Source organism: Micromonospora sp. NPDC049060 (assembly GCF_040649055.1).
GTDB classification, from domain to species: domain Bacteria; phylum Actinomycetota; class Actinomycetes; order Mycobacteriales; family Micromonosporaceae; genus Micromonospora; species Micromonospora reichwaldensis.
Genome location: NZ_JBEZEV010000001.1, coordinates 109,650 through 127,995 on the forward strand (window position 1 = coordinate 109,650; position 18,346 = coordinate 127,995).

15 protein-coding genes are annotated in these 18,346 nt (G+C 76.9%); 5 read left to right on the top strand and 10 right to left on the bottom strand.

The annotated features are described in order from the left end of the window. Positions 1-127: 127 nt before the first annotated feature. The 5 genes from AB0B83_RS00515 to AB0B83_RS00535 all read right to left on the bottom strand — a co-directional run bounded on the left by AB0B83_RS00515 (position 128) and on the right by AB0B83_RS00535 (position 8,518). On the bottom strand, positions 128-1,672 hold the full coding sequence (locus AB0B83_RS00515) for a hypothetical protein (protein WP_357576307.1): 1,545 nt from the start codon (positions 1,670-1,672) through the stop codon (positions 128-130). Positions 1,673-1,844: 172 nt separating this feature from the next. Further along, positions 1,845-3,938: an amino acid transporter gene (locus tag AB0B83_RS00520; protein ID WP_357576308.1), complete on the bottom strand. Its 2,094-nt coding sequence runs from the start codon at positions 3,936-3,938 to the stop codon at positions 1,845-1,847. A gap of 85 nt (positions 3,939-4,023) precedes the next feature. Further along, complete coding sequence (locus AB0B83_RS00525; RefSeq protein WP_357576309.1) at positions 4,024-4,425, bottom strand: hypothetical protein; 402 nt, start codon at positions 4,423-4,425, stop codon at positions 4,024-4,026. Positions 4,426-4,741: 316 nt separating this feature from the next. Then, positions 4,742-5,512 carry a DUF5995 family protein gene (locus AB0B83_RS00530; RefSeq protein ID WP_357576310.1) on the bottom strand — a complete coding sequence of 257 codons (771 nt, stop codon included), beginning with the start codon at positions 5,510-5,512 and terminating at the stop codon, positions 4,742-4,744. A 111-nt stretch (positions 5,513-5,623) separates the two neighbouring features. Then, a complete protein-coding gene (locus tag AB0B83_RS00535; protein WP_357576311.1) occupies positions 5,624-8,518 on the bottom strand; it encodes an AAA family ATPase in 2,895 nt (964 codons plus the stop codon). A 184-nt stretch (positions 8,519-8,702) separates the two neighbouring features. Between AB0B83_RS00535 and AB0B83_RS00540 the strand changes: the two genes are divergently transcribed. Both AB0B83_RS00540 and AB0B83_RS00545 read left to right on the top strand, forming a co-directional pair. Beyond that, entirely contained in the window at positions 8,703-10,988 is a 2,286-nt protein-coding gene (locus AB0B83_RS00540; RefSeq protein ID WP_357576312.1) for an AAA family ATPase, read from the top strand. A 144-nt stretch (positions 10,989-11,132) separates the two neighbouring features. Beyond that, a complete protein-coding gene (locus AB0B83_RS00545) occupies positions 11,133-12,026 on the top strand; it encodes an aldo/keto reductase (protein ID WP_357576313.1) in 894 nt (297 codons plus the stop codon). A 35-nt stretch (positions 12,027-12,061) separates the two neighbouring features. Here the strand turns inward: AB0B83_RS00545 and AB0B83_RS00550 are convergent, their stop codons facing one another. The 3 genes from AB0B83_RS00550 to paaI form a co-directional block, all read right to left on the bottom strand. Beyond that, the gene (locus AB0B83_RS00550) at positions 12,062-12,628 is read right to left on the bottom strand and encodes a dienelactone hydrolase family protein (RefSeq protein ID WP_357576314.1); all 567 of its coding nucleotides are present in this window, start codon (positions 12,626-12,628) and stop codon (positions 12,062-12,064) included. Positions 12,629-12,700: 72 nt separating this feature from the next. Further along, a complete protein-coding gene (locus tag AB0B83_RS00555; protein ID WP_357576315.1) occupies positions 12,701-13,807 on the bottom strand; it encodes a nucleotide disphospho-sugar-binding domain-containing protein in 1,107 nt (368 codons plus the stop codon). Between the two features lie 72 nt (positions 13,808-13,879). Further along, a complete protein-coding gene (paaI, locus tag AB0B83_RS00560; protein ID WP_357576316.1) occupies positions 13,880-14,332 on the bottom strand; it encodes a hydroxyphenylacetyl-CoA thioesterase PaaI in 453 nt (150 codons plus the stop codon). Between the two features lie 147 nt (positions 14,333-14,479). Here paaI and AB0B83_RS00565 point away from each other — a divergent pair, with 147 nt between their 5' ends. Together AB0B83_RS00565 and crcB are read left to right on the top strand one after the other, a co-directional pair. Next, on the top strand, positions 14,480-14,977 hold the full coding sequence (locus AB0B83_RS00565) for a CrcB family protein (protein ID WP_357576317.1): 498 nt from the start codon (positions 14,480-14,482) through the stop codon (positions 14,975-14,977). Further along, positions 14,974-15,324, top strand: a complete 351-nt coding sequence (gene crcB / locus AB0B83_RS00570; RefSeq protein ID WP_357576318.1) for a fluoride efflux transporter CrcB — start codon at positions 14,974-14,976, stop codon at positions 15,322-15,324. The genes AB0B83_RS00565 and crcB overlap by 4 nt, the downstream gene beginning before the upstream one ends. 21 nt (positions 15,325-15,345) lie before the next feature. Here the strand turns inward: crcB and AB0B83_RS00575 are convergent, their stop codons facing one another. Both AB0B83_RS00575 and AB0B83_RS00580 read right to left on the bottom strand, forming a co-directional pair. Beyond that, the gene (locus AB0B83_RS00575) at positions 15,346-15,681 is read right to left on the bottom strand and encodes a hypothetical protein (protein ID WP_357576319.1); all 336 of its coding nucleotides are present in this window, start codon (positions 15,679-15,681) and stop codon (positions 15,346-15,348) included. A 169-nt stretch (positions 15,682-15,850) separates the two neighbouring features. Continuing rightward, positions 15,851-17,071: an MFS transporter gene (locus AB0B83_RS00580; protein ID WP_357576320.1), complete on the bottom strand. Its 1,221-nt coding sequence runs from the start codon at positions 17,069-17,071 to the stop codon at positions 15,851-15,853. A gap of 157 nt (positions 17,072-17,228) precedes the next feature. Between AB0B83_RS00580 and AB0B83_RS00585 the strand changes: the two genes are divergently transcribed. Further along, positions 17,229-18,215 carry a LacI family DNA-binding transcriptional regulator gene (locus AB0B83_RS00585; protein WP_357576321.1) on the top strand — a complete coding sequence of 329 codons (987 nt, stop codon included), beginning with the start codon at positions 17,229-17,231 and terminating at the stop codon, positions 18,213-18,215. The last annotated feature ends 131 nt before the right edge of the window (positions 18,216-18,346 follow it).

Here is an 18,346-nt window from a genome sequence, read left to right on the forward strand (position 1 = left end):
CCCGGGCTGCCCCCCCCCCCCCGGGGGGCGGGTCGGCCCCCCCCCGCCGCTCTCGCGTCTACCGCGGGGGGGGCGGGCCGCCCCCGGGGGGGGGCGGGCCGTCCCGGCTGGGACGGCCCGCGACGGGTCACCGGAAGCAGTTCGCGACCGGCACCCGGCTGCCCTCGCAGTTGGTCGGCTCGTTGTCGATGATGTCGGTCTCGTCGTCGACCTTGACCTGCGCCTTGTCGACGTGGAGGCCGCTCGGCTTCACGGTGGCGACGTTGCCGGCCACCGTGCTGGAGTACAGGGAGAGCCGGCCCAGCGACGCGAGGACGCCGCCGCCCGTGGACTTCGCGCCGACGGCGTGGTTGCGCTCGATCTCGCTGCGGCGCAGCAGGACGTTCGACTTCTGGGCGTGGATGCCGCCGCCGGATCCGCGCGCCGTGTTGCCCGACACGACGCTGTCGTCGAGCGGGAGCAGGCCCTGGACGGTGGAGATGCCGCCGCCGTTGCCCGTGGCGGTGTTGTCGCGTACCTCCAGGCCGCGCAGGAAGATCAACGCGTCCGAGTTGGCGATGCCGCCGCCGGTCTGGGCGGTGTTGCCCACCACCTTCGTGTCGGCGACCCGGGTACGGGCCGAGAAGCTGGCGAGGCCGCCGCCCTGCGCCGCGTTGTTGCGCGCGAAGGTGCTCGAGTGCACCTCTGCCGCGCCCCGGTAGTTGGCGAAGCCACCGCCGTACGCGACGGCGCTGTTGCCCCGGAACTGCGAGTTCTCCAGGCTCAGCACGCCACCGTTGAGCAGGCCCCCGCCCTTGCCCGCGGTGCCGGCGGCGTGGTTGTCGACGAACGTGCTCCCGGTGACCACCAGGTGCCCGTCGTTGAAGATCCCACCGCCGCCCCCCTCCGCCGAGAGGGAGGTGCTGTCGACGATCGTGGTGCGCTCGACCACGGCGGACGCGCCGTGCACGATGTGGATGCTGCCACCCTCGGCGGCGGAGAGGCCGTTGCGGAGCACGACGTCGGAGAGCGTCAGTTCCCCGCCGTCGCGGACGGTGAAGAACCGGAACGCCTCGGCGTGCCCGTTCCGGACGATGGTGGCCCCCTCGCCCCGGACGGAGATCGGGTGGTAGATGACGGGCAGCCCGGCCCGGTCGTGCTGCGGGTTGCGCGGGGGCGCCTCGGCGTCGCCGGGGTTCTCGGCGCTGTCGGCGGTCTCCCGGGCGTCGCGGATCCCGCCGTCGTACTCGTCGGGCTGCTGGAAGGCGTGGGTCAGCTCGTACGTGCACTTCGGCGCCAGCCGCAGGTCGGCGCCGCCCTCGGCGTTGGCCCGGACCAGCGCCGAGATCAGCTTCGTCGAGTCGCACGGCACCGCGACCTCCGCGCGGTTCCCCTGGCCCGGCCGTCCGGGGCGGTCGTCCCGCTGCCCGCCGCGCCGCTCCTCGCGCGCCTGGTCCCGGTCCTCGACGGCGTCGCCGCGCGGCCCACCGGAGTGGTCGCCGGCCCACTGCGACGGCGACGGCGAGGCGGTCGGTGCGGCGGTCGGCATGTCCCGGTCGGCGGCGAAGGCGGCGCCATCCGTGAGCCCGGCCGCCCCCGCCACCAGGCTGCCCGCCACGAGGCCGCCGGCTAAGAACCACCTCGACCGCCGCCTGGGTGGTGCCGCCCGCCGGCCCCCTTGATACGTCGTCATCAGGCTTCCCTGCCTCTCGTGCGTGCGTGACACGGCCGCGTCGAACGGGACGCGGGGCGGCTGACGTCGCGACAGCCACCGGAGGTCACGATACGGGCGAGAATCGGGCAAGTCCGTCAAACATGAATAAGCGAACTATTCACCTCGACAGGGGTGAGGGAGCGCAGCGCGGTCAGCCGCCGACGTGGATGCCGGGCCGACGGGCGGGGTCCGGCTCGGACTTGCGGATGATCTCCCGCACGACGGGCGGGGTGTCGCCGCGGCCGAGGATCAGGTAGCGCAGCAGGTGCGCGAGCGGGTTCCCCTCCGACCACTCGAAGTGGGCGTGCGGGCGTACGCCGGTGGCGTCGCGCAGCGCCAGCAGGATCGCCGCGATGGCGTTGGGGACGGCCGGGCTGCCGGCCCGCAGCACCCGGAAGCCGCCCACCTCCACGCCACGCACCCGCAGCACCTGGCTGAAGTCCGACGGGTCGACCACGTCGATCTCCAGGAAGAGGATGTCGCCCTCGCCGGGCACGGGATTCATCGACCGCTGCGCCCGTTCCTTTACCGTGTACTCCTTGACCGATCCGCCGGCCCGCTTGTGCGCGATGAGGTGCAGCCGGCCGTCGTGTGCCACCGACTCGGCGATGAACCGGCGGGCCGGCTCGTCGAACTCGATCCGGTCCGTGCGCAGCTCGGTGGTCCGGGTCACCCGCGAGACCAGCGAGACGGCCACGATGCCGAGGACGAACAGCGCGGAGATGGCGATGCCGTCCGGCTTCGCGACGACGTTCTCGGCGAGGGCGTACAGCAGGACCAGGGTGAGCACGGCGAAGCCGCCGGCCGCGACGCGTTCCCGGCGGCGGGCCGCGGAGATCGTGACCGCCACGGCGGCGGAGACCATCATCGCGAGGATGCCGGTCGCGTACGCCCCGGCCTGGTCGTTGACGTCGGCCCGGAAGATCAGGGTGATCGCGACGCTGACCACGGTGTAGACGATCACGACCGGCCGCACGGCCCGGGCCCACTCCGGCGCCATCCCGTAGGTGGGCAGATAGCGGGGCACGATGTTGATCAGGCCGGCCATCGCGGAGGCACCCGCGAACCAGAGGATCAGCGCGCTGCTGACGTCGTAGACGGTGCCGAAGGTCTCGCCGAGGCGCTCGTGGGCGAGGTACGCCAGCGCCCGGCCGTTCGCGGCCCCGCCCGGCTCGAACTCCCGGGCGGGGATCAGCACGGTGGTCACGAGGGTGGTCGAGACCAGGTACACCGACATGACCAGCGCGGCGGTGGTGAGCAGCCGGCGGGTGTTGCGGATCCGCGCCGCCAGCCGCGCCTCGCGGTCCGCGCCCCCGCCCGCCACCAGCGGCATCATGCTCACCCCCGTCTCGAAGCCGGAGAGCCCCAGCACCAGCAGCGGGAACGCCAGCACGGCGGTCACCGCCACCTCCCCGGGGCCACCACCGGCCGTCAGCGCCGCGGTCCAGTCCGACAGCGGCCGCGGGTCCGCCGCGATCCCGACGAGCCCGTCCGCCACGATCAGCGCGTTCAGGGCCAGGAAAACCGCCACCAGCGGGACGGCCACCGCGACCGCCTCCCGGAAGCCGAGCAGGAACACCCCGCCGAGGACGAGCAACAGTACGACGGTGACGCCCACGGCCACGCCGGTGCCGCCGACGCTCTCGGGCATGTGCGGGTTCTCCAGCAGGTGCACGGTCGCGTCGGCCGAGGAGAGGGTGATCGTGATGATCCAGGAGGTGGCCACGAAGCCGAGCAGGACCAGCACGAAGATCTTGCCGCGCCAGAACGGCAGCAGCCGCTCCAGCATCGCCACCGAGCCCTGCCCGTGCGGGCTCTCCCGGGCCACCCTGCGGTACATGGGCAGCATGCCGAACAGCGTCAGCGCGACGATGAGCAGGGTGGCCAGCGGGGAGAGCGCCCCGGCGGCCACGGCCGCGATCCCGGGCAGGTACGACAGGGTGGAGAAGTAGTCCACCCCGGTCAGGCACATGACCTGCCACCACGCCCGCGAGCGGGCCTGCCCCTCCGCCGCCTCGGGGCCGACCGGCTGCACCTGGTGCGCGAACAGCCACCGGCGCAGCGGGCTCAGCGGCGCGGCGCGCCGGGCGGGGCTGGCCTGCGCCTCGGGGACGGCGACCGGGCGTCCGGCGCGGTCGCCGGGACGGGTGGGGTCCCGGGCGGCGCGCAGGTCCCGTGGCGGGCCGGCGGGCGGCGGCCGGCGACCACGCGTGCGCCGGGACCTCGGCCCGTGCTCGTCACGCATGCCCCCTCCCCACCCTCGGCCGTCCTGACCCGACCGTAGGCGGTCGCCGGCCGGCCGCCCGCCCGAACGGTGAAGCCGGGACGGCTCAGTCGCCGTCGCGGTCGGCCAGCACCCGGGCCAGACCGTCGGGATCGGCCACGGTGACCGTCGCCCCGGGGTGCCGCAGCCACCCGCCGGGCAGCAGGGCGGGCACCGGCTCGGCGAAGCGCAGGCAGAGCCCGGCGGCGGTGCTGCTGGCGAAGGTGACGCCGGCGTCGGCCAGCGAGAGGCGCGCGCCGATCCCCCGCCACCAGCGGTACGGGCCGGTGGGCGCGACGCCGACGACGTTGCCCCGGGCGGTGCGCAGGTGCCACGGGCCGAACCGGACCACCAGCTCGGCCCGGTCGACGCCGACCCAGGCGGTCGCCGGCCGGACGCCCACCAGCGCGAGCGCCGGCCGGAAGACCGGGTCGAAGCGGAACGCGAACCGGTGCGCCTCGCCGGTCATCGCGCGCCGCCCCGGGCGTCGCCCGGTCGGGCGGGACGGAACGGGGCGACGGGCCGGGGACGGGGTCGGGCGGCGGGCCGACGGGCCGGGTGACTCATGGCGCGGGCGTACCCGGTGCGGGCCGGCCGACACCCCCCGGGCCGGCCGACCCGCGAACCCCTCGTCCCGTCCCGGGCCGCGCGGACCCCCCGGGCCGCGCGGACCGTGCCCCGACCCGGGCCCGTCGCCCCCCGACGAACGAGCCCTGGTCCGGCGGGGACGCGGCCCAGCGCTCCGCCGGGTGCCGGGTGCGGAGCGCGGGGACCCCCCGTCACGGCTACTGCAGGAACGCCCCGAGGGGCGAGAGCAGCAACCGACCGAGCGCCGCGGCGGTGTCGTCCAGCCGCGCGCGCTCGCACTCGTGGGCGGCCGGGTCGTGCCGGCACTGCCAGATCTTCTGCGCGTTGCGCCAGGCGACGTCGCGGGTGTACTCGACCAGTTCCCCCTGGTACCAGTCGTCGATGTCGCCGTTGAGCATGTCGATGAGCAGCTGCCACCGCTCCAGGTAGCCGCGGCGCAGGCCGGGGATCTTGTCCGCGAAGATCTTGTTGATCTCCAGGTAGTCGCGGTGCTGGTCGGTGCCGTCCACCGGCTCCGACTCCAGGCTGTCGAACGTGGTCACCAGCGCGAACGGCAGGTCGAAGTTGATGTGCGCGTTCACCCCGGCGGCCGCCGACGGCAGCGGGCGGGCGTCCGGCCCGCGCATCCGCTGGAACAGGCAGGCCCAGGCCTTCGGCGTACCCGGGCTGGAGTCGGTCCACAGCCGCATCGCGTCGAAGTAGCGGGCCGCGAACTCCACGTCGAGCCGGGACAGGAACACCGGGTCGGCGAACCGGTCGTCGTAGAGCCCGTTCAGGACGTTCTCGGTGATCGTCAGGTACAGCCGGTTGAAGTCGGCCAGCGGGCAGCTCGCCTCCAGCGGAGGCAGCCGGACCAGCATGTCCTGGAGCTTGGTGAGGTGGTCGACCACCGCCGGCACGTCGGCCGGATGGTCGGCGAGCAGATCGACGATGTCCCGATGCACGGGCCCCCACACCGGTTCCGTCATCTCTCCTCCACAGTGGTTCCCCCGGCACCCCCGTGCCGTCAGCGACGCAGCACAGCCTGCCAGCCGGCGATGGCCGGCCGGATCAGTAGAACGACGTATCCGCGCCGCGCGTCAGCCGGCCCGGTTGCGTAGGAAGATCGCGCTGGCCTGCACCCGGGTGCGGACCTGGAGCTTGTCGAAGATGTGCGAGACGTGCACGCCGATGGTGCGCTCGCTGATGAACAGCCGCTGGCCGATCTCCCGGTTGGTGAGCCCCTCGGCGACGGCGGCGAGGACCTCCCGCTCCCGGGCGGTCAGCGCCGCCAGCTCGTCGCCGTCCGCCCCGGCGGCCGGAGCGTCGGTGGCCGGACGTTCCTCCAGCGACACCCGGGCCCGGCCGGCGAGGGTACGGATCTCCGAGGTCAGCGGCACCGCGCCGAGCCCCTGTGCCACCTCGTACGCCTGGCGCAGCAGCTTGCCCGCGGTGGCGCTGCGGCTGCGCCGGGCCAGCAGCGCCTCCGCCTGCCGCAGCCGCGAGTAGGCCGCCGGGTAGGGGTGGTGGCGGCGGTCCCACTGCGCCACCGAGCGGGCCCACAGCTCCGGGTCGCTGCTGTCGAGGCGGCTCACCTCGGCGGCGCACAGCGCCAGGAAACCGTCCACCACGTCGCGTACCGGGCGGGCGGCGTGCCCGCTCTTGCGGGCGACCCGGTCGGCCACCTCCCGCAGCCGCCGCACCGCCGTCGGGTCGACGGCCACGTTCCGGCCGGCGTGCGCCTCGGCCTCGGCGCGCAGGCCGTGCCACACCAGCGCGGCGAGGATGCCCACGTCGTCGGAGCGGCTCTCGGTCAGGCCGCGCTGCACCGCCTGCCGGGCCAGGTCGTGCCGGCCCTGCCACATGGCCAGCCCCGCCCGCAGGGTGAGCAGCGGGATCACGTGCCGCGCCCCGCCGCCGGCGAGCATCGTGGCCACCGCGTCCAGGTCGCGGTCGGCGGCCTCGACGTCGCCGTAGCCCACCGACAGCCGGCAGCGCGCCAGCAGCAGCTCCACCGCGTCCGCGCCGGAGGGGCGGTGCCGCAACGCCGCCGCGACGACCTTCTCCGCCTCGGCCCACTGCCCGACGCGGAACAGCCCGTTGGTGGCGATGGCCAGCAGCCGGGTCTCGTACGTGCGGCCCAGGCCGAGCTCGGCCATCCGCTCGGCGCCCCGGCGGGCCACCACGACGCCCTCCTCCAGCACGTTCAGCGGGCCGGTCAGCAGCTCGGCCAGGTGCAGGTACGCGCACGCCACGTCCTCCGGCCGACCCGAGCGCTCGGCGGTCTCCAGCGCGCGGCGCATCACCGCCAGCCCGGCGTCCGGGTCCTCCAGATACGCCTCCGAGAAGCCGAGCGCGGCGCTGGCCAGCACCACCTCCGAGGTGGAGCCCGGCACCTCGGCGGCCAGCTCCAGCGCCTCCCGGGCCCGCCGGCCCGCGTCGGCGTACCGGCCGAGGTGCAGCAGCAGCTCGGCCAGGTGCGCCGCCGCCGTGGCCCGCTCCCGGGGCGTGCAGTCAGCGGCCTCCAGGGCCAGCTGGTACTCCGCCTCGGCCGGCGCCGAGCGGCCAGCGGCGGCCAGGTAGCGGGCCCGGCGGATGCGCAGCGCGCAGGCCGACGGATCGGCGTCGGCGGCGGCCAGCTCCTCGATCAGCGTCAGCGCCCGGGCGTGCTCGCCGCAGTGGTGGGCGGCCTCGGCGGCGTGCCTGAGCAGCGTGACCCGGTCCACGTCCGGCGGTGCGACGCCCGGCGCGGCGGCCAGCTGCAACGCGACCGACCAGTGCCGGTGCGCCTCGGCCCAGCCGTGCAGCCGCTCGGCCTCCCGGGCCGCGGCCATCGCCGCCGGCAACGCCCGCGCCGGCTCGCCGGCCAGCCGCCAGTGGTGCGCCAGGCGCGCCTGGTGCAGCTCCGCCGGGGCCGCGGTGAGGGCCTCGGCGTAGCGGCGGTGCAGGGCGGCCCGCTCGGCCGTCAGCAGCTCGTGCTCCAGCACCTCGGCGACCAGCCGGTGCCGCAGCCGGTAGCCGTCGTCCGCGCTCACCAGCAGCCGGTGGGCGACCGCCGCCCGGGCCGCCTCGATCAGCTCGTCCTCGGGCAGCCGCACCACCCGAGCCAGCAGCCAGTGAGCCACCGGCTCGACGCCGGCCGCCACCGCGTGCACCACGGCGTGCGCGTGCTGCGGCAGCGCGTCCACCCGGGCCAGGAAGATCTCGCGCAGCGTGTCGGAGAGCCCGTCGCGGCCGTCGCGCAGGTCGCGGGCCAGCTCCTCCACCACGAACGGGTTGCCGCCGCTGCGCCGCCACACCAGCTCCGCCGCCTCCGGGGTGAGCGCCCGGCCGACCACTGCGGTGGCGAGCCGGTCGGTGCCGGCCCGGTCCAGCGGGGCCAGGTCGAGCACCCGCACCGTACGCAGCCGGCGCAGCTCGGTGAGCACCCGGCGCAGCGGGTGCGCGCCCTGCAACGACTCCGCCCGTACCGCCGCGAGCACCGACAACTGGAGGTCGCCCAACCCGGCCAGCAGGTAGAGCAGCAGCTGGCGGGTGCTGCGGTCGACCCACTGGAGGTCGTCCAGGACGAGCACCAGCGGCCGTCCCTCGGCGATCAGGTGCAGCCCCCGCGAGACCCGCTCCAGCAGCGCCCCGGCGCCGTCCGGGCCGGCGGTCTCCTCGGCGAACACGCCCAGGAGGTCACGGACCGCCGAGGACGTCCGGGCCTGGGAGCCGGTCAGTTCGGCGTCGAGGCGGCGCAGCGCCTGGAGCAGCGGGTGCAGGGGCGACGCGTCGCCGATGTCCAGACAGGAGCCGGTGAGCACCAGGGCACCGGCGTCGCGCAGCCGGGTGCCCACCTCGCGCAGCAGCCGGGTCTTGCCGACGCCGCTCTCGCCGGTGAGGAAGACGGCGGCGGTGTTCCCCTGTGTGACGTCGTCGAGCAGCACGGACCGTACTGTCGTCACCAGGTCGGCCCGGCCGACGAGTGGTGCGGTGTCCACGTCGCTGGCCATGGCACGCAGCCTAGTCAAGTGCCCCCGCACCGTTCTACGGGTCTTTCGCGCCTGTGGTACTCCTCGCGTCGAGATCGCGACCGACGGTTGCGCAGGGTGGACATACGTCGTTCGGCAGATCCCCCGTTGGCCCATCGGTGACAGTGTCCGAGGCGTCGTCAGCACCGTGGGGAAGGCGGGTGCGATGCCCATGGCCACCATCGTCGCCGGTTCGCAGCGGTCCACCTCGGCAGGCTGGCCGGTACCGGAGGAGAAACGCCTGGTCACCGTGCTGTTCGTCGACATCGTCGGGTCGACCGCGCTCGTCGAGCGGCTCGACCCCGAGGACGTGCGGATCCTGCAACGGGCGTACTTCGACACCGTGGGCGGGGTGCTGCGCCGGTGGCACGGGGTGGTCGAGAAGTACGTCGGCGACGCGGTGATGGCCCTGTTCGGGGCCCGCCGGTCCGACGGGTTCGACGCGTACCGGGCGGTGCGGGCGGCGCTGGAGATCCAGGGGGCCCTCGACCGGCGACCGCCGCCCGGCGCGCCGTGCCTCCGGGTCCGGGCCGGGGTGGCCACCGGTGAGGCGCTGGTGGACCTCGCCGCGGCGCGCGACGGCGGGCACGGCGTGGCCAGCGGAGCGGTGATCACCACCGCCGCGCGGTTGCAGGAGTACGCCCCGCCGGGCGGGGTGGCGCTCTGCGCGGCCACCCACCGCGCCACCGTGGGGCTGGTCGACCAGCGCCGCGTACCGCCGGTGGCCCTGGCCGGCAAGGCGCTGCCGGTCGACGTGTGGCACGCCACCGGCACGACCCGACCGGCCCCGACCCGGCACGAGGGGCCGCTGGTCGGGCGGCGGCGGGAACTGGCCGCCGCCCGGGATCTGATCGTCCGGGCCGTGCGGGGCCGCGACCCGCGCTGGCTGTCGCTGGTCGGTCCCGCCGGCAGTGGGCGCAGCCGGCTGCTGCACGAGCTGACCCGGGCGGTACGGACCGTGGACGGGGTGCCGGTGCGCTGGTGCGTCGCGCACTGCGCGCCGTACCCGGAGCCCCTGGCGCCCGTCGCGGACCTGGTGCGCGGGCTCGCCGGCCTCCGCGACGGTGAGCCGCCCGCGACGGTACGGCAGCGCCTCACCGCCGCCCTCACGGACCTGGTGCCGCCCGCCGGCCTGACCGAGGCGGTGTACGCGCTGGAGGCGCTGCTGGGCACGCCGGACGGCTCCGGCGACGCGGTGCGGGGCGTCGAGGTGGCGCGGGAGGCGCTGCTGGGGCTCGCCGCCCGGCAGCCGGTGATGGTGGCGGTGGACGACCTCGACCGGGCCACCGCGACGCTGCACCGTTTCCTGCACCGGCTCTTCGCGGCGGCCACCGCGCGGTCGCTGCCGCTGGTGGTGGTGACCCTGCACCGTGCCGACTGGACGGACGTGCTGCCCGGCCCACGGGACCGGCGGCACCGGTTGGCGCTGCCGCCGCTGCGCCCGGTCGAGACCGGACGGCTGCTGCGGCACCTGCTCGGCCGGGCGGAGCGGCCGACGGCGGGTGTCGCCCGGCTGCTGCCGCTGGTCGGGGGCAATCCGGGGCGGGCCGTCGCGTACGCGGCGTCACCGGACGCGGGGCGGTCCGTACCGGAGGCGGTGCGCCGGGAGGTCGACGCCCGGCTGGATTGCCTGGACGGGGCGCGGCGGGCCGTGCTGATGGCCGTCGCGACCGTCGGCGCGGGGATCACCGCCGCGACGGTGGCGCGCCTGCTCGACTGGGCCCCCGGGCGGGCCGCCCCGGTGCTGCGCGCCCTGGCCTCGACGGGTCTGCTGGTCACCCGCCCCGACGGCCGGTACGCCGTCGCCGACCCGGTGGTCCGCGAGGTCGCGTACGCCCGGCTGCCGAGGGCGGCGCGGGCCGCGTTCGCCCGCCGGGCCGGGTGGCCGGCGGAGTCGGACGCCTCTTCGGTGCCCGCGGTCGTGCACGCCCCCACCGCCCAGGTGGCGTCGGTGCCGGCGCGCGCCGACGCCGACCGCCCGGCGGCCCGGGACGCTCGCGGGTCGCATCCGGCACCACTACGGCGGCCCGCCGCCGCGCCCCGTCCCGCTGCCGCGCCCCGCCCCGCTGCCCCGGCCCGGCCCGCCCGCGCGGTCCGGGTCGCCGACGTGTCCCGGGTCGCGGCGCTGCCGGGGGCGCGTTCCGCGCCCGGTCCGCTGGTCGCCGTCCCCGCGGAACGTGCCGGGGGCGGCCGGGTGGTGGAGCTGCGTGGCTGGGTCGCGGCCCGCGATCGCCACCCCTCGGCCGGCCCCGATCCGACGACCGCGCGCGACCGCGTCGTCATCGACCTGAGGACCGGCAGGTCCACCGCCGTCACGGCCAACGACCTCGCCGGGCACCCGGCCGGCCCCGCTGCGCCGGCAGCCCTCGGGGCGCAGGGTTCGGCGCGGCGGCAGGGGCGCGGGCAGCGGCCGAGGTGGGCCCTGCCGCGCGGCACGCCGGTCGCGGCGTGAGCGGGCAGTGTGCCAGGCGCGGCGGGAAGGGTGGGGCGACCAGGAGGATCTCCCCCCACGATCCAAGCTAACGGGGATTCGATCCGGGCGGTATCGGGCGGCCGACCGAATGCGCGCCCGGGGCCGGTTGGCTAGGTTCGCCCGATGCCTGTCGAAGACACCAACGCCTCCGCCGCCGGCACCTGGACGCTCGGCGACCGCACCGTGCACCGGATGGGGTTCGGCTCCATGCGGCTCACCGTCGACCCGGACCGGGCGCGTGCCGTCCGCGTCCTGCGCCGGGCCGTCGAGCTGGGCGTCAACCACATCGACACCGCCGCCTTCTACGTCTCGCCGGGCGGACCGCTCGGCGTCGGCACCGGCCCGCCCCGGTACGCGACCGACCTGATCCGCGAGGCCCTCGCGCCGTACCCGGACGACCTGGTCGTCACCACCAAGGTCGGGCCGTCCTTCGACGAGGCGACCCGGCACCGGGAACTGGGCCCGGCGGAGCTGCGCCGGGAGGTGGAGGAGAACCTGCGCCGGCTCGGCCGGGACCACCTGGACGTGGTGAACCTGCGGATCGTCCGGCGACCCGGGCGCGACTCGGTGGCGGAACGGTTCGCCGCCCTGGCCGAGCTGCGCGACGCCGGGCTGATCCGGCATCTCGGCCTGTCCAACGTGCGGGTGGACCACCTGGACGAGGTGCGGGACATCGCGCCGGTGGTGTGCGTGCAGAACGCGTACGCCCTCGACGTGAACCGGTGGGCCGACGAGCTGCTGCGGGTCTGCGGCGAGCGGGGAATCGCCTTCGTGCCGTTCTTCGCGATCGCGGGCGCCGGGCGGGAGGCGGGCGCGGGCGGCGACCACGACGAGGCCGTACGGGCGGTGGCGCGGGCGCACGGCGCGACCCCGCACCAGATCCGCCTTGCCTGGACGCTGCACCAGGGGCCGCACGTGCTGGCCATCCCCGGCACCGGCGACCCGGCGCACCTGGCGCAGAACGTGGCGGCCGGGGCGATCCGGCTCACCCCCGAGGACCTGGCCCGCCTCCGCTGACCGTCGGCGCCCCGCCCGCACGGCGTGGTGGCGCGTCAGCGACCGTGGAGGAAGGCGAGCGCCCTGTCCCACGTCTGAGTGGTGGCGGCCGAGTCGTGTTCGGGTAGGTCGGGGTCGGTGTAGAGGTGGCCGACGCCGGGATAGCGGTGGACGCTCAGGTCCGCGCCCGCTCCGGACATCGCCCGCTGCCACCGGCTCAGCTCGGGCTCCGGGGGGTATTCGTCCGGGTCGGCCATGTGCAGCTGCACCGGCAGGCCCGGGCGGACCGCCTCCGGCACACCGCCGGCGCCGTGCAACAGCAGCAGCGCGGCGGCTTCGCGCCGCTCGCTGAGCAGCGCGCCGGCCACCGCGGCACCCATGGAGAACCCGGCCAGCACCGCGTCGGGCGGCGCCTCGAGCAGCGCGGCCCGGGCCCGCCCCATCACCGCCGGCTCGCCGATCCGCTCGAGCAGGGCGAAGCCCTCCTCTAGCGTGTCGACGGCCGGCGCGCCGTAGAGGTCGGGGGTGACGACGTGGTGGCCGGCGGCGCGCAGCCGGTCGGCGGCCGTCAACACGGCGGGTCGCAGCCCGTAGGCGGAATGAAACAGCACGACGTGTCCCATCAGGACATTCTGTCTGACGAATGCGACAGGGCCGGGCCGCCGCGCTGACCCGCCGCCGACGCCGACGCCGGGTCAGCCCAGCGATTCCAGTCGCCGCACCAGCTCGCTCGGCGCCGGCATGGCGGCGATCTCGGCGCTGACCTGCCGCGCCGCGTCGCGCAGCGCGGTGTCGGTGACGAGCCGGGTCAGGGTGTCGGCGGTGATGTCGCGGGTGCGGGCGGCGATGCCGGCCCCGCGCGCGGTCACCAGCTTGGCGTTGTGCCGCCGGTCGCCCGCCCCGACGGTCGCCAGCTGCGGCACCCCGGCGATCAGCGCGCTCAGGACGCTGCCCGCGCCGCCGTGGTGGACCAGCGCCGCGCTCGCCGGCAGGGCCGCGGGGACCGGGATCCAGTCGACCGTACGCACGTTGCCGGGCAGCGCCCGGCGGGCCAGCCGCGCCTCCGGGCGGACCAGCACGAACTCGGCGTCGACCCGGTCGGCGACGGCCACCACGGCCGGCATCGGTCCGGCGCTGCCGGGGCCGGCGACGGTGCTGCGGCTGACCAGCACCCGGGGCCGCTCCCCCGGCTCGCGCAGCCAGTCCGGCAGCTCGCCGCCCGCCTCGGTGGCGTAGCGCATCGGCCAGCCGTCCTGACGCAGCACGCTGGGCGGGGCGACGGCGATCGCGGCGGCCGGCGGCGGCAGCTCGGTCAGGCCGTGCCGGCGCAGCGCCGGGCCGAGCCGCGCCAGGGTCGCCCGGGCCAGCTCGCGGCCGTCGAAGAGGGCGTTCTCCTGGCGTACGGCGGGCACGCCGAGCGTCGCGGCGGCGAGGGCGCCGGCCACCGCGAACGGCTCGTGGACCACCAGGTCGGGTCGCCACTGCCCGGCGAGGGCGACCACCCCGTCGGCGAGCTGGTCGTTGACGGCGCCGAAGAGCAGCCCGGCGCCCCGGGTGCCGGCGGTGCCGGCCAGTTCGGCCCGCGCGGTCAGCGGGTGGCGCAGCAGCACGCGGCGGGCGATGCGGCCGAAGTCGAACGCGGGCGCGACGGCGCGCACCGGCAGCCCGGGGCGCACCGCGCGCAGCCCGTCGGCGGCGGTGGCGACGAGCACCTCGTGCCCGGCGTCGCGCAGTGCGGCGGCCAGCGGCAGCAGCGGAGCGACGTGCCCGATCAACGGCGCGGAGACCACCAGTACTCGCACCGCGCCGATGCTAGCCGCGCCGGAGCCCGTCGTGGGGGCGCCGGGAGACGCGGCCCGGGGCGGCCGGCGGGGTCAGCCGGCGGTCGGGGGCAGGGTGCGGCTGCGGCCCCGGAACTCGGCCACCACCGCGCCGTCGTCCCGGGTGACGGTGACGTCGTAGATGCCGCTGCGGCCGTACCGGGTGCGCTCGGTGGCGTGCGCCGTCAGCAGGTCACCCTCGTGGGCGGGACGGACGAAGCTGATCTCGCCGCCGGCGGCGACGGTGGCCGGGCCGTGGCTGTTGCAGGCCAGCGCGAAGGCGGTGTCGGCGAGCAGGAACACGAACCCGCCGTGGGCGATGGCGTGGCCGTTGACCATCGCGGCGGTCACCCGCATCCGGGCCACCGCCGCGCCGCCGGCGGCCTCCACCAGCTCGATGCCGAGCCCCTGGCTGGCGACGTCGGCGGCGAACATGGCGTACGCGGCGTCGCGCCCGGCCACCTCAGCCGTCCCGCCGTCGCTCGACGATCGCACCGTCCCGCCCATCGACCGCTCCACGCCCGCCCGGGGCGGCCCCCTCGACCGCCGGTCCCGGTACGGTACGCCGGCCCGCGCGCCCGGGACCAACGCACCCGGACGTTAGGCTGGCGGGCGCGCCGAGGTCACGTCCGTGGCACCGGCGGGGAGGGCGAGGTGACCGGATCGGATCCGCGGGTCGACCCCGACGTCGACCTGCGCGTACCCGCCGACCGGGGCGAGCTGGCCACCCGACCCGGCGCGGTGCTCGGGTCCGTCGCGGCCGGCGGCGCGCTCGGTGCCCTGGCCAGGGCCGGCCTCCAGCACGCCGTCCCGCACGGCCCGACGGGCTTCCCGTGGGCGACCTTCGCCGTCAACCTGACCGGGTGCCTGCTGATCGGCGTCCTGATGGCGGCGCTGGAGCGCTCCGGTGGCCGCCGACCGTTGCTGCGCCCGTTCCTCGGCGTGGGCGTCCTCGGCGGCTACACCACCTTCGCCACGTACGCCGTGGACGTCCGCCTGGCGCTCGACGCCGGCGCGCCGGAGGTCGCCCTGGGCTACCTGGCCGCCACCCTGCTCGGGGCGCTGGTCGCGGTCTGGCTCGGCGACGCCGTCGCCGGCCGGCTGCTCGACGCCGCCCGCCAGGACCGGCGGCAGCACGGGGCCGGCCGGTGACCGTCCTGCTGATCGCGCTCGGCGCGCCCCTGCGCTACCTCACCGACCGGGCGGTGCAGGCCCGGCTCGGCAGCGCCTACCCGTGGGGCACGCTGACCGTCAACGTGACCGGGTCGCTGCTGCTCGGTCTCCTGGCCGGGCTGCCCGTCGGCCCGACCGCCGGCGCCCTGCTCGGCACCGGCTTCTGCGGCGCGCTGACCACGTACTCCACGTTCGGGTACGAGACGCTGCGGCTGGCGCGCCGGGGCCGGCGGTTCCTCGCGCTGGTCAACGTGCTGTCCAGCGTGGCCGCCGGCCTCGGCGCCGCCACCGTCGGCTTCGCCCTGGCCCGGGCCGTCGCCGGCTGAACGGGCGGTCCAGCGGGCGGTTCAGCGGGCGTGGCGCTCCGGGTGGGCCCGGTTCCACACCCGCATCCGCTCCGGGTAGCCGGTGCGGGCAGCCTCGTACAGCGGCACCGCGTGCTTGCGGGCGATGGAGCCGGCGGCGCGCGGCGAGCCGGTGCGACGGCGGATCCACTCGCCGTCGTGGGCGATGGCGACCACTGTGGTGTCGGTCGCCGTGGTCTCCGGTTCCAGGTAGAACTCCACGCCCCGGCGGCTGGCCACGAACGCCTCCAGCGCGGCCAGGTCCTCCCGGGTCGCCTCGCGGTCGAGCTTCGTCGGGATCGCGTCGGCGGCGCGCGGCCGCCGGTTGAACCAGCCCATGCCCGGCTCCTCTCCTCGGCGTCTGCCCAGTGCAGCACCGCCACCTGGCAATCGCCTGCGCCGCACCTGGGAGCCCCCTGCGCGCGCCGGTCGCCGCCGCGCGGGCCGGTCGCCGCCGCGCGGGGCCCGCCCCGGCGGGGCGGCGGACGAGCACGGGCCGGGTGACCGCTCAGCGGGCCGGTGGGCGGGTGGCCGGCACCAGGGCGAGGGTGGGCAGCAGCAACAGTGGCACCACGAGCAGGGCCCGCAGGGTGCCGACCCGGTCGCCGAGCAGGCCGAGCAGCGGGGGGCCGGCGAGGAACGCCGTGTAGCCGATCACGGCGACCACGCTGACCCGGGCCGGCGCCCGCCGCTCGTCGTCGGCCGCCGCGCTCATCCCCACCGGGAAGCCCAGCGACGCGCCGAGCCCCCAGAGCGCGACGCCAGCGATCGCCACCGGCCCGGAGTCGGCGAGCACCGCGACGCCCGCGCCGAGCGTGGCGAGCAGGATCGTGGTGGACAGGACGGGCACCCGGCCCCACCGGTCCAGCGCGACGGTGCCTGCCGTGCGGCCCAGGGTCATGCCGACGACGAAGACGCCGAAGACCGCGGCCCCGGCCGCCTCGCTGAGGCCGTGGCCGTCGATGAAGGCGACCGCCAGCCAGTCGCTGGCGCTGCCCTCGGCGAACGCCGACACCAGCACCAGCAGGCCGACGAGCAGGGTGCGGGGCTCCCGCCAGGCGGCGAGCAGTTCACGGCGACGCTCGGCCGGAGCGGCCGACGCGGAGGCGGTGCCGCTCTCGGCCACCGGCAGGAAGGACCGGACGGCCAGCAGCGTGCCGAGCAGCACCACCGCGGCCAGCGCGGCGAGGTGCGCGGCGACCGGCACGCCGAGGCGGGCCGCCCCGGCGCCGAGCCCGGCACCGGCCACGGACCCGAGGCTCCACGCCGCGTGGAAGCGGGGCATGACCGTACGCCCCAGCCGCCGCTCGACCGCCGCGCCCTCGACGTTCATCGCCACGTCGCAGAGGCCGGAGCCGTAGCCGACGGCGCACAGCCCCACCGCGACCCCGACCAGGGAGCCGGCCACGGCGGCGACCCCGGTCACCGTCAGCCCGGCCGCGAGGAGCAGGGTGGAGAGCGCGACCGTGCGGGCCGCCCCGAGCCGCTGGGCCACCAGGCCGGCGGTGGGCATCGCGAGCAGCGCGCCGACGGACATGGCCAGCAGCAGCAGCCCGAGCCGACCCGCGCTGAGCCCGAGCGCGTCCCGGACGGCGGGCACCCGGGAGAACCAGGTGGCCACGGCCAGGCCGTTGAGCGCGAAGACCACGGCCACGCCCGTACGGGCGGCCAGCACCGCCCGGGGCACGGCCGGGCGCGGCGCGGCGGGCGGGGCAATGGTGCGACTCACGGTGGCGGTCCTCTCGCCTCGGGTGGTCTACCGCCCGATCCCACACCTGAGAGCGCTCTCAGGACAACCCGGTCCCACCCCTTACCGTGGACGCGCCGGAGGGGGATGATTCGGTCGACCGTCCACGCCGCGACGGCCGACGACGGGGAGGACCGGAATGGCGACGACACACCGACCACCGACCCTGGAGGACGTCGCCCGGGCGGCGGGCGTCTCCCGGGCCACCGCCTCGCGGGTGCTCGCCGGCACCGGCTACGCCTCCCCCGCCGCCCGCGAGCGGGTGAACGTCGCCGCCGACAGGCTCGGCTACGCGCCGAACCCGGCCGCCCGCGCGCTCGTCCAGGGCACCGGGTTCCGGCTGGTGGTGGCGGTGACCGGCCCCGCCGTGACGGTCCTCGACGACCCGTACGTCCACCGGGTGCTCGGCGCGTGCGCCCGGGTCTGCGCGCCGCACGGACTCGGAGTGGCGCTGCACTGGCTGCCCACCCGGTCGCCGGGCGAGGTGCGCCGGCTGGCGGGGGACCGCAGCGTCGGCGGGGTCGTCCTGATCAACACCACCGAGGGGGTGCTGGACGCGATCCCGGCGCGGCTGCGCGGTCGGGTGGCCTCGATCGGCATCGGCTCCCCCCTCGTACCGGCCTTCGACGTGGACAACGGCGGCGGCACCGAGGCCGTGGTCCGGCACCTGTACGCCACCGGGCGCCGCCGCATCGCCATGGTGACCGGGCCTCGCTGGCTGTCCTGCGCCAGCCGGTCGGTCGGCGCGTACCGGCGGATCGTGCACGACGCCGCCCTGCCGGAGCGGCTGGTGCCGGGGGACTTCAGCGCGGACCGCGGCCGGGCGGCGGCCCGGGAGGTGCTGGAGCGCTGGCCGGACACCGACGCGATCGTCGGCAGCAGCGACGCGACCGCGCTCGGGGTGATCGACCGGCTGCGCGGCGACGGCGTCCAGGTGCCCGGGGACGTCGCGGTCACCGGCTTCGACGACATCCCGCTCGCCGCGATGACCACCCCCGCGCTGACCACGGCGACGCATCCGGTGACGCAGATCGCCACGGCGGCGGCGACGGCCGTGCTGGGCGGGCGACCGGTGCCGCCGGCGACGATGTTCCCGTCCCGGCTGGTCCGCCGCGTCAGCGGATGAGCCGGCCCCCGGCCGCAGCCGCGCCGGCGGGACCCGCCGGTGGACGACCGCGCCGCTCGCCGGCCACGCCTGTGGCGGACCGCCGCTGGCCGATCGCGCCGTGGCAGGCCGCGTGGCGGGGCCGCGCCGCT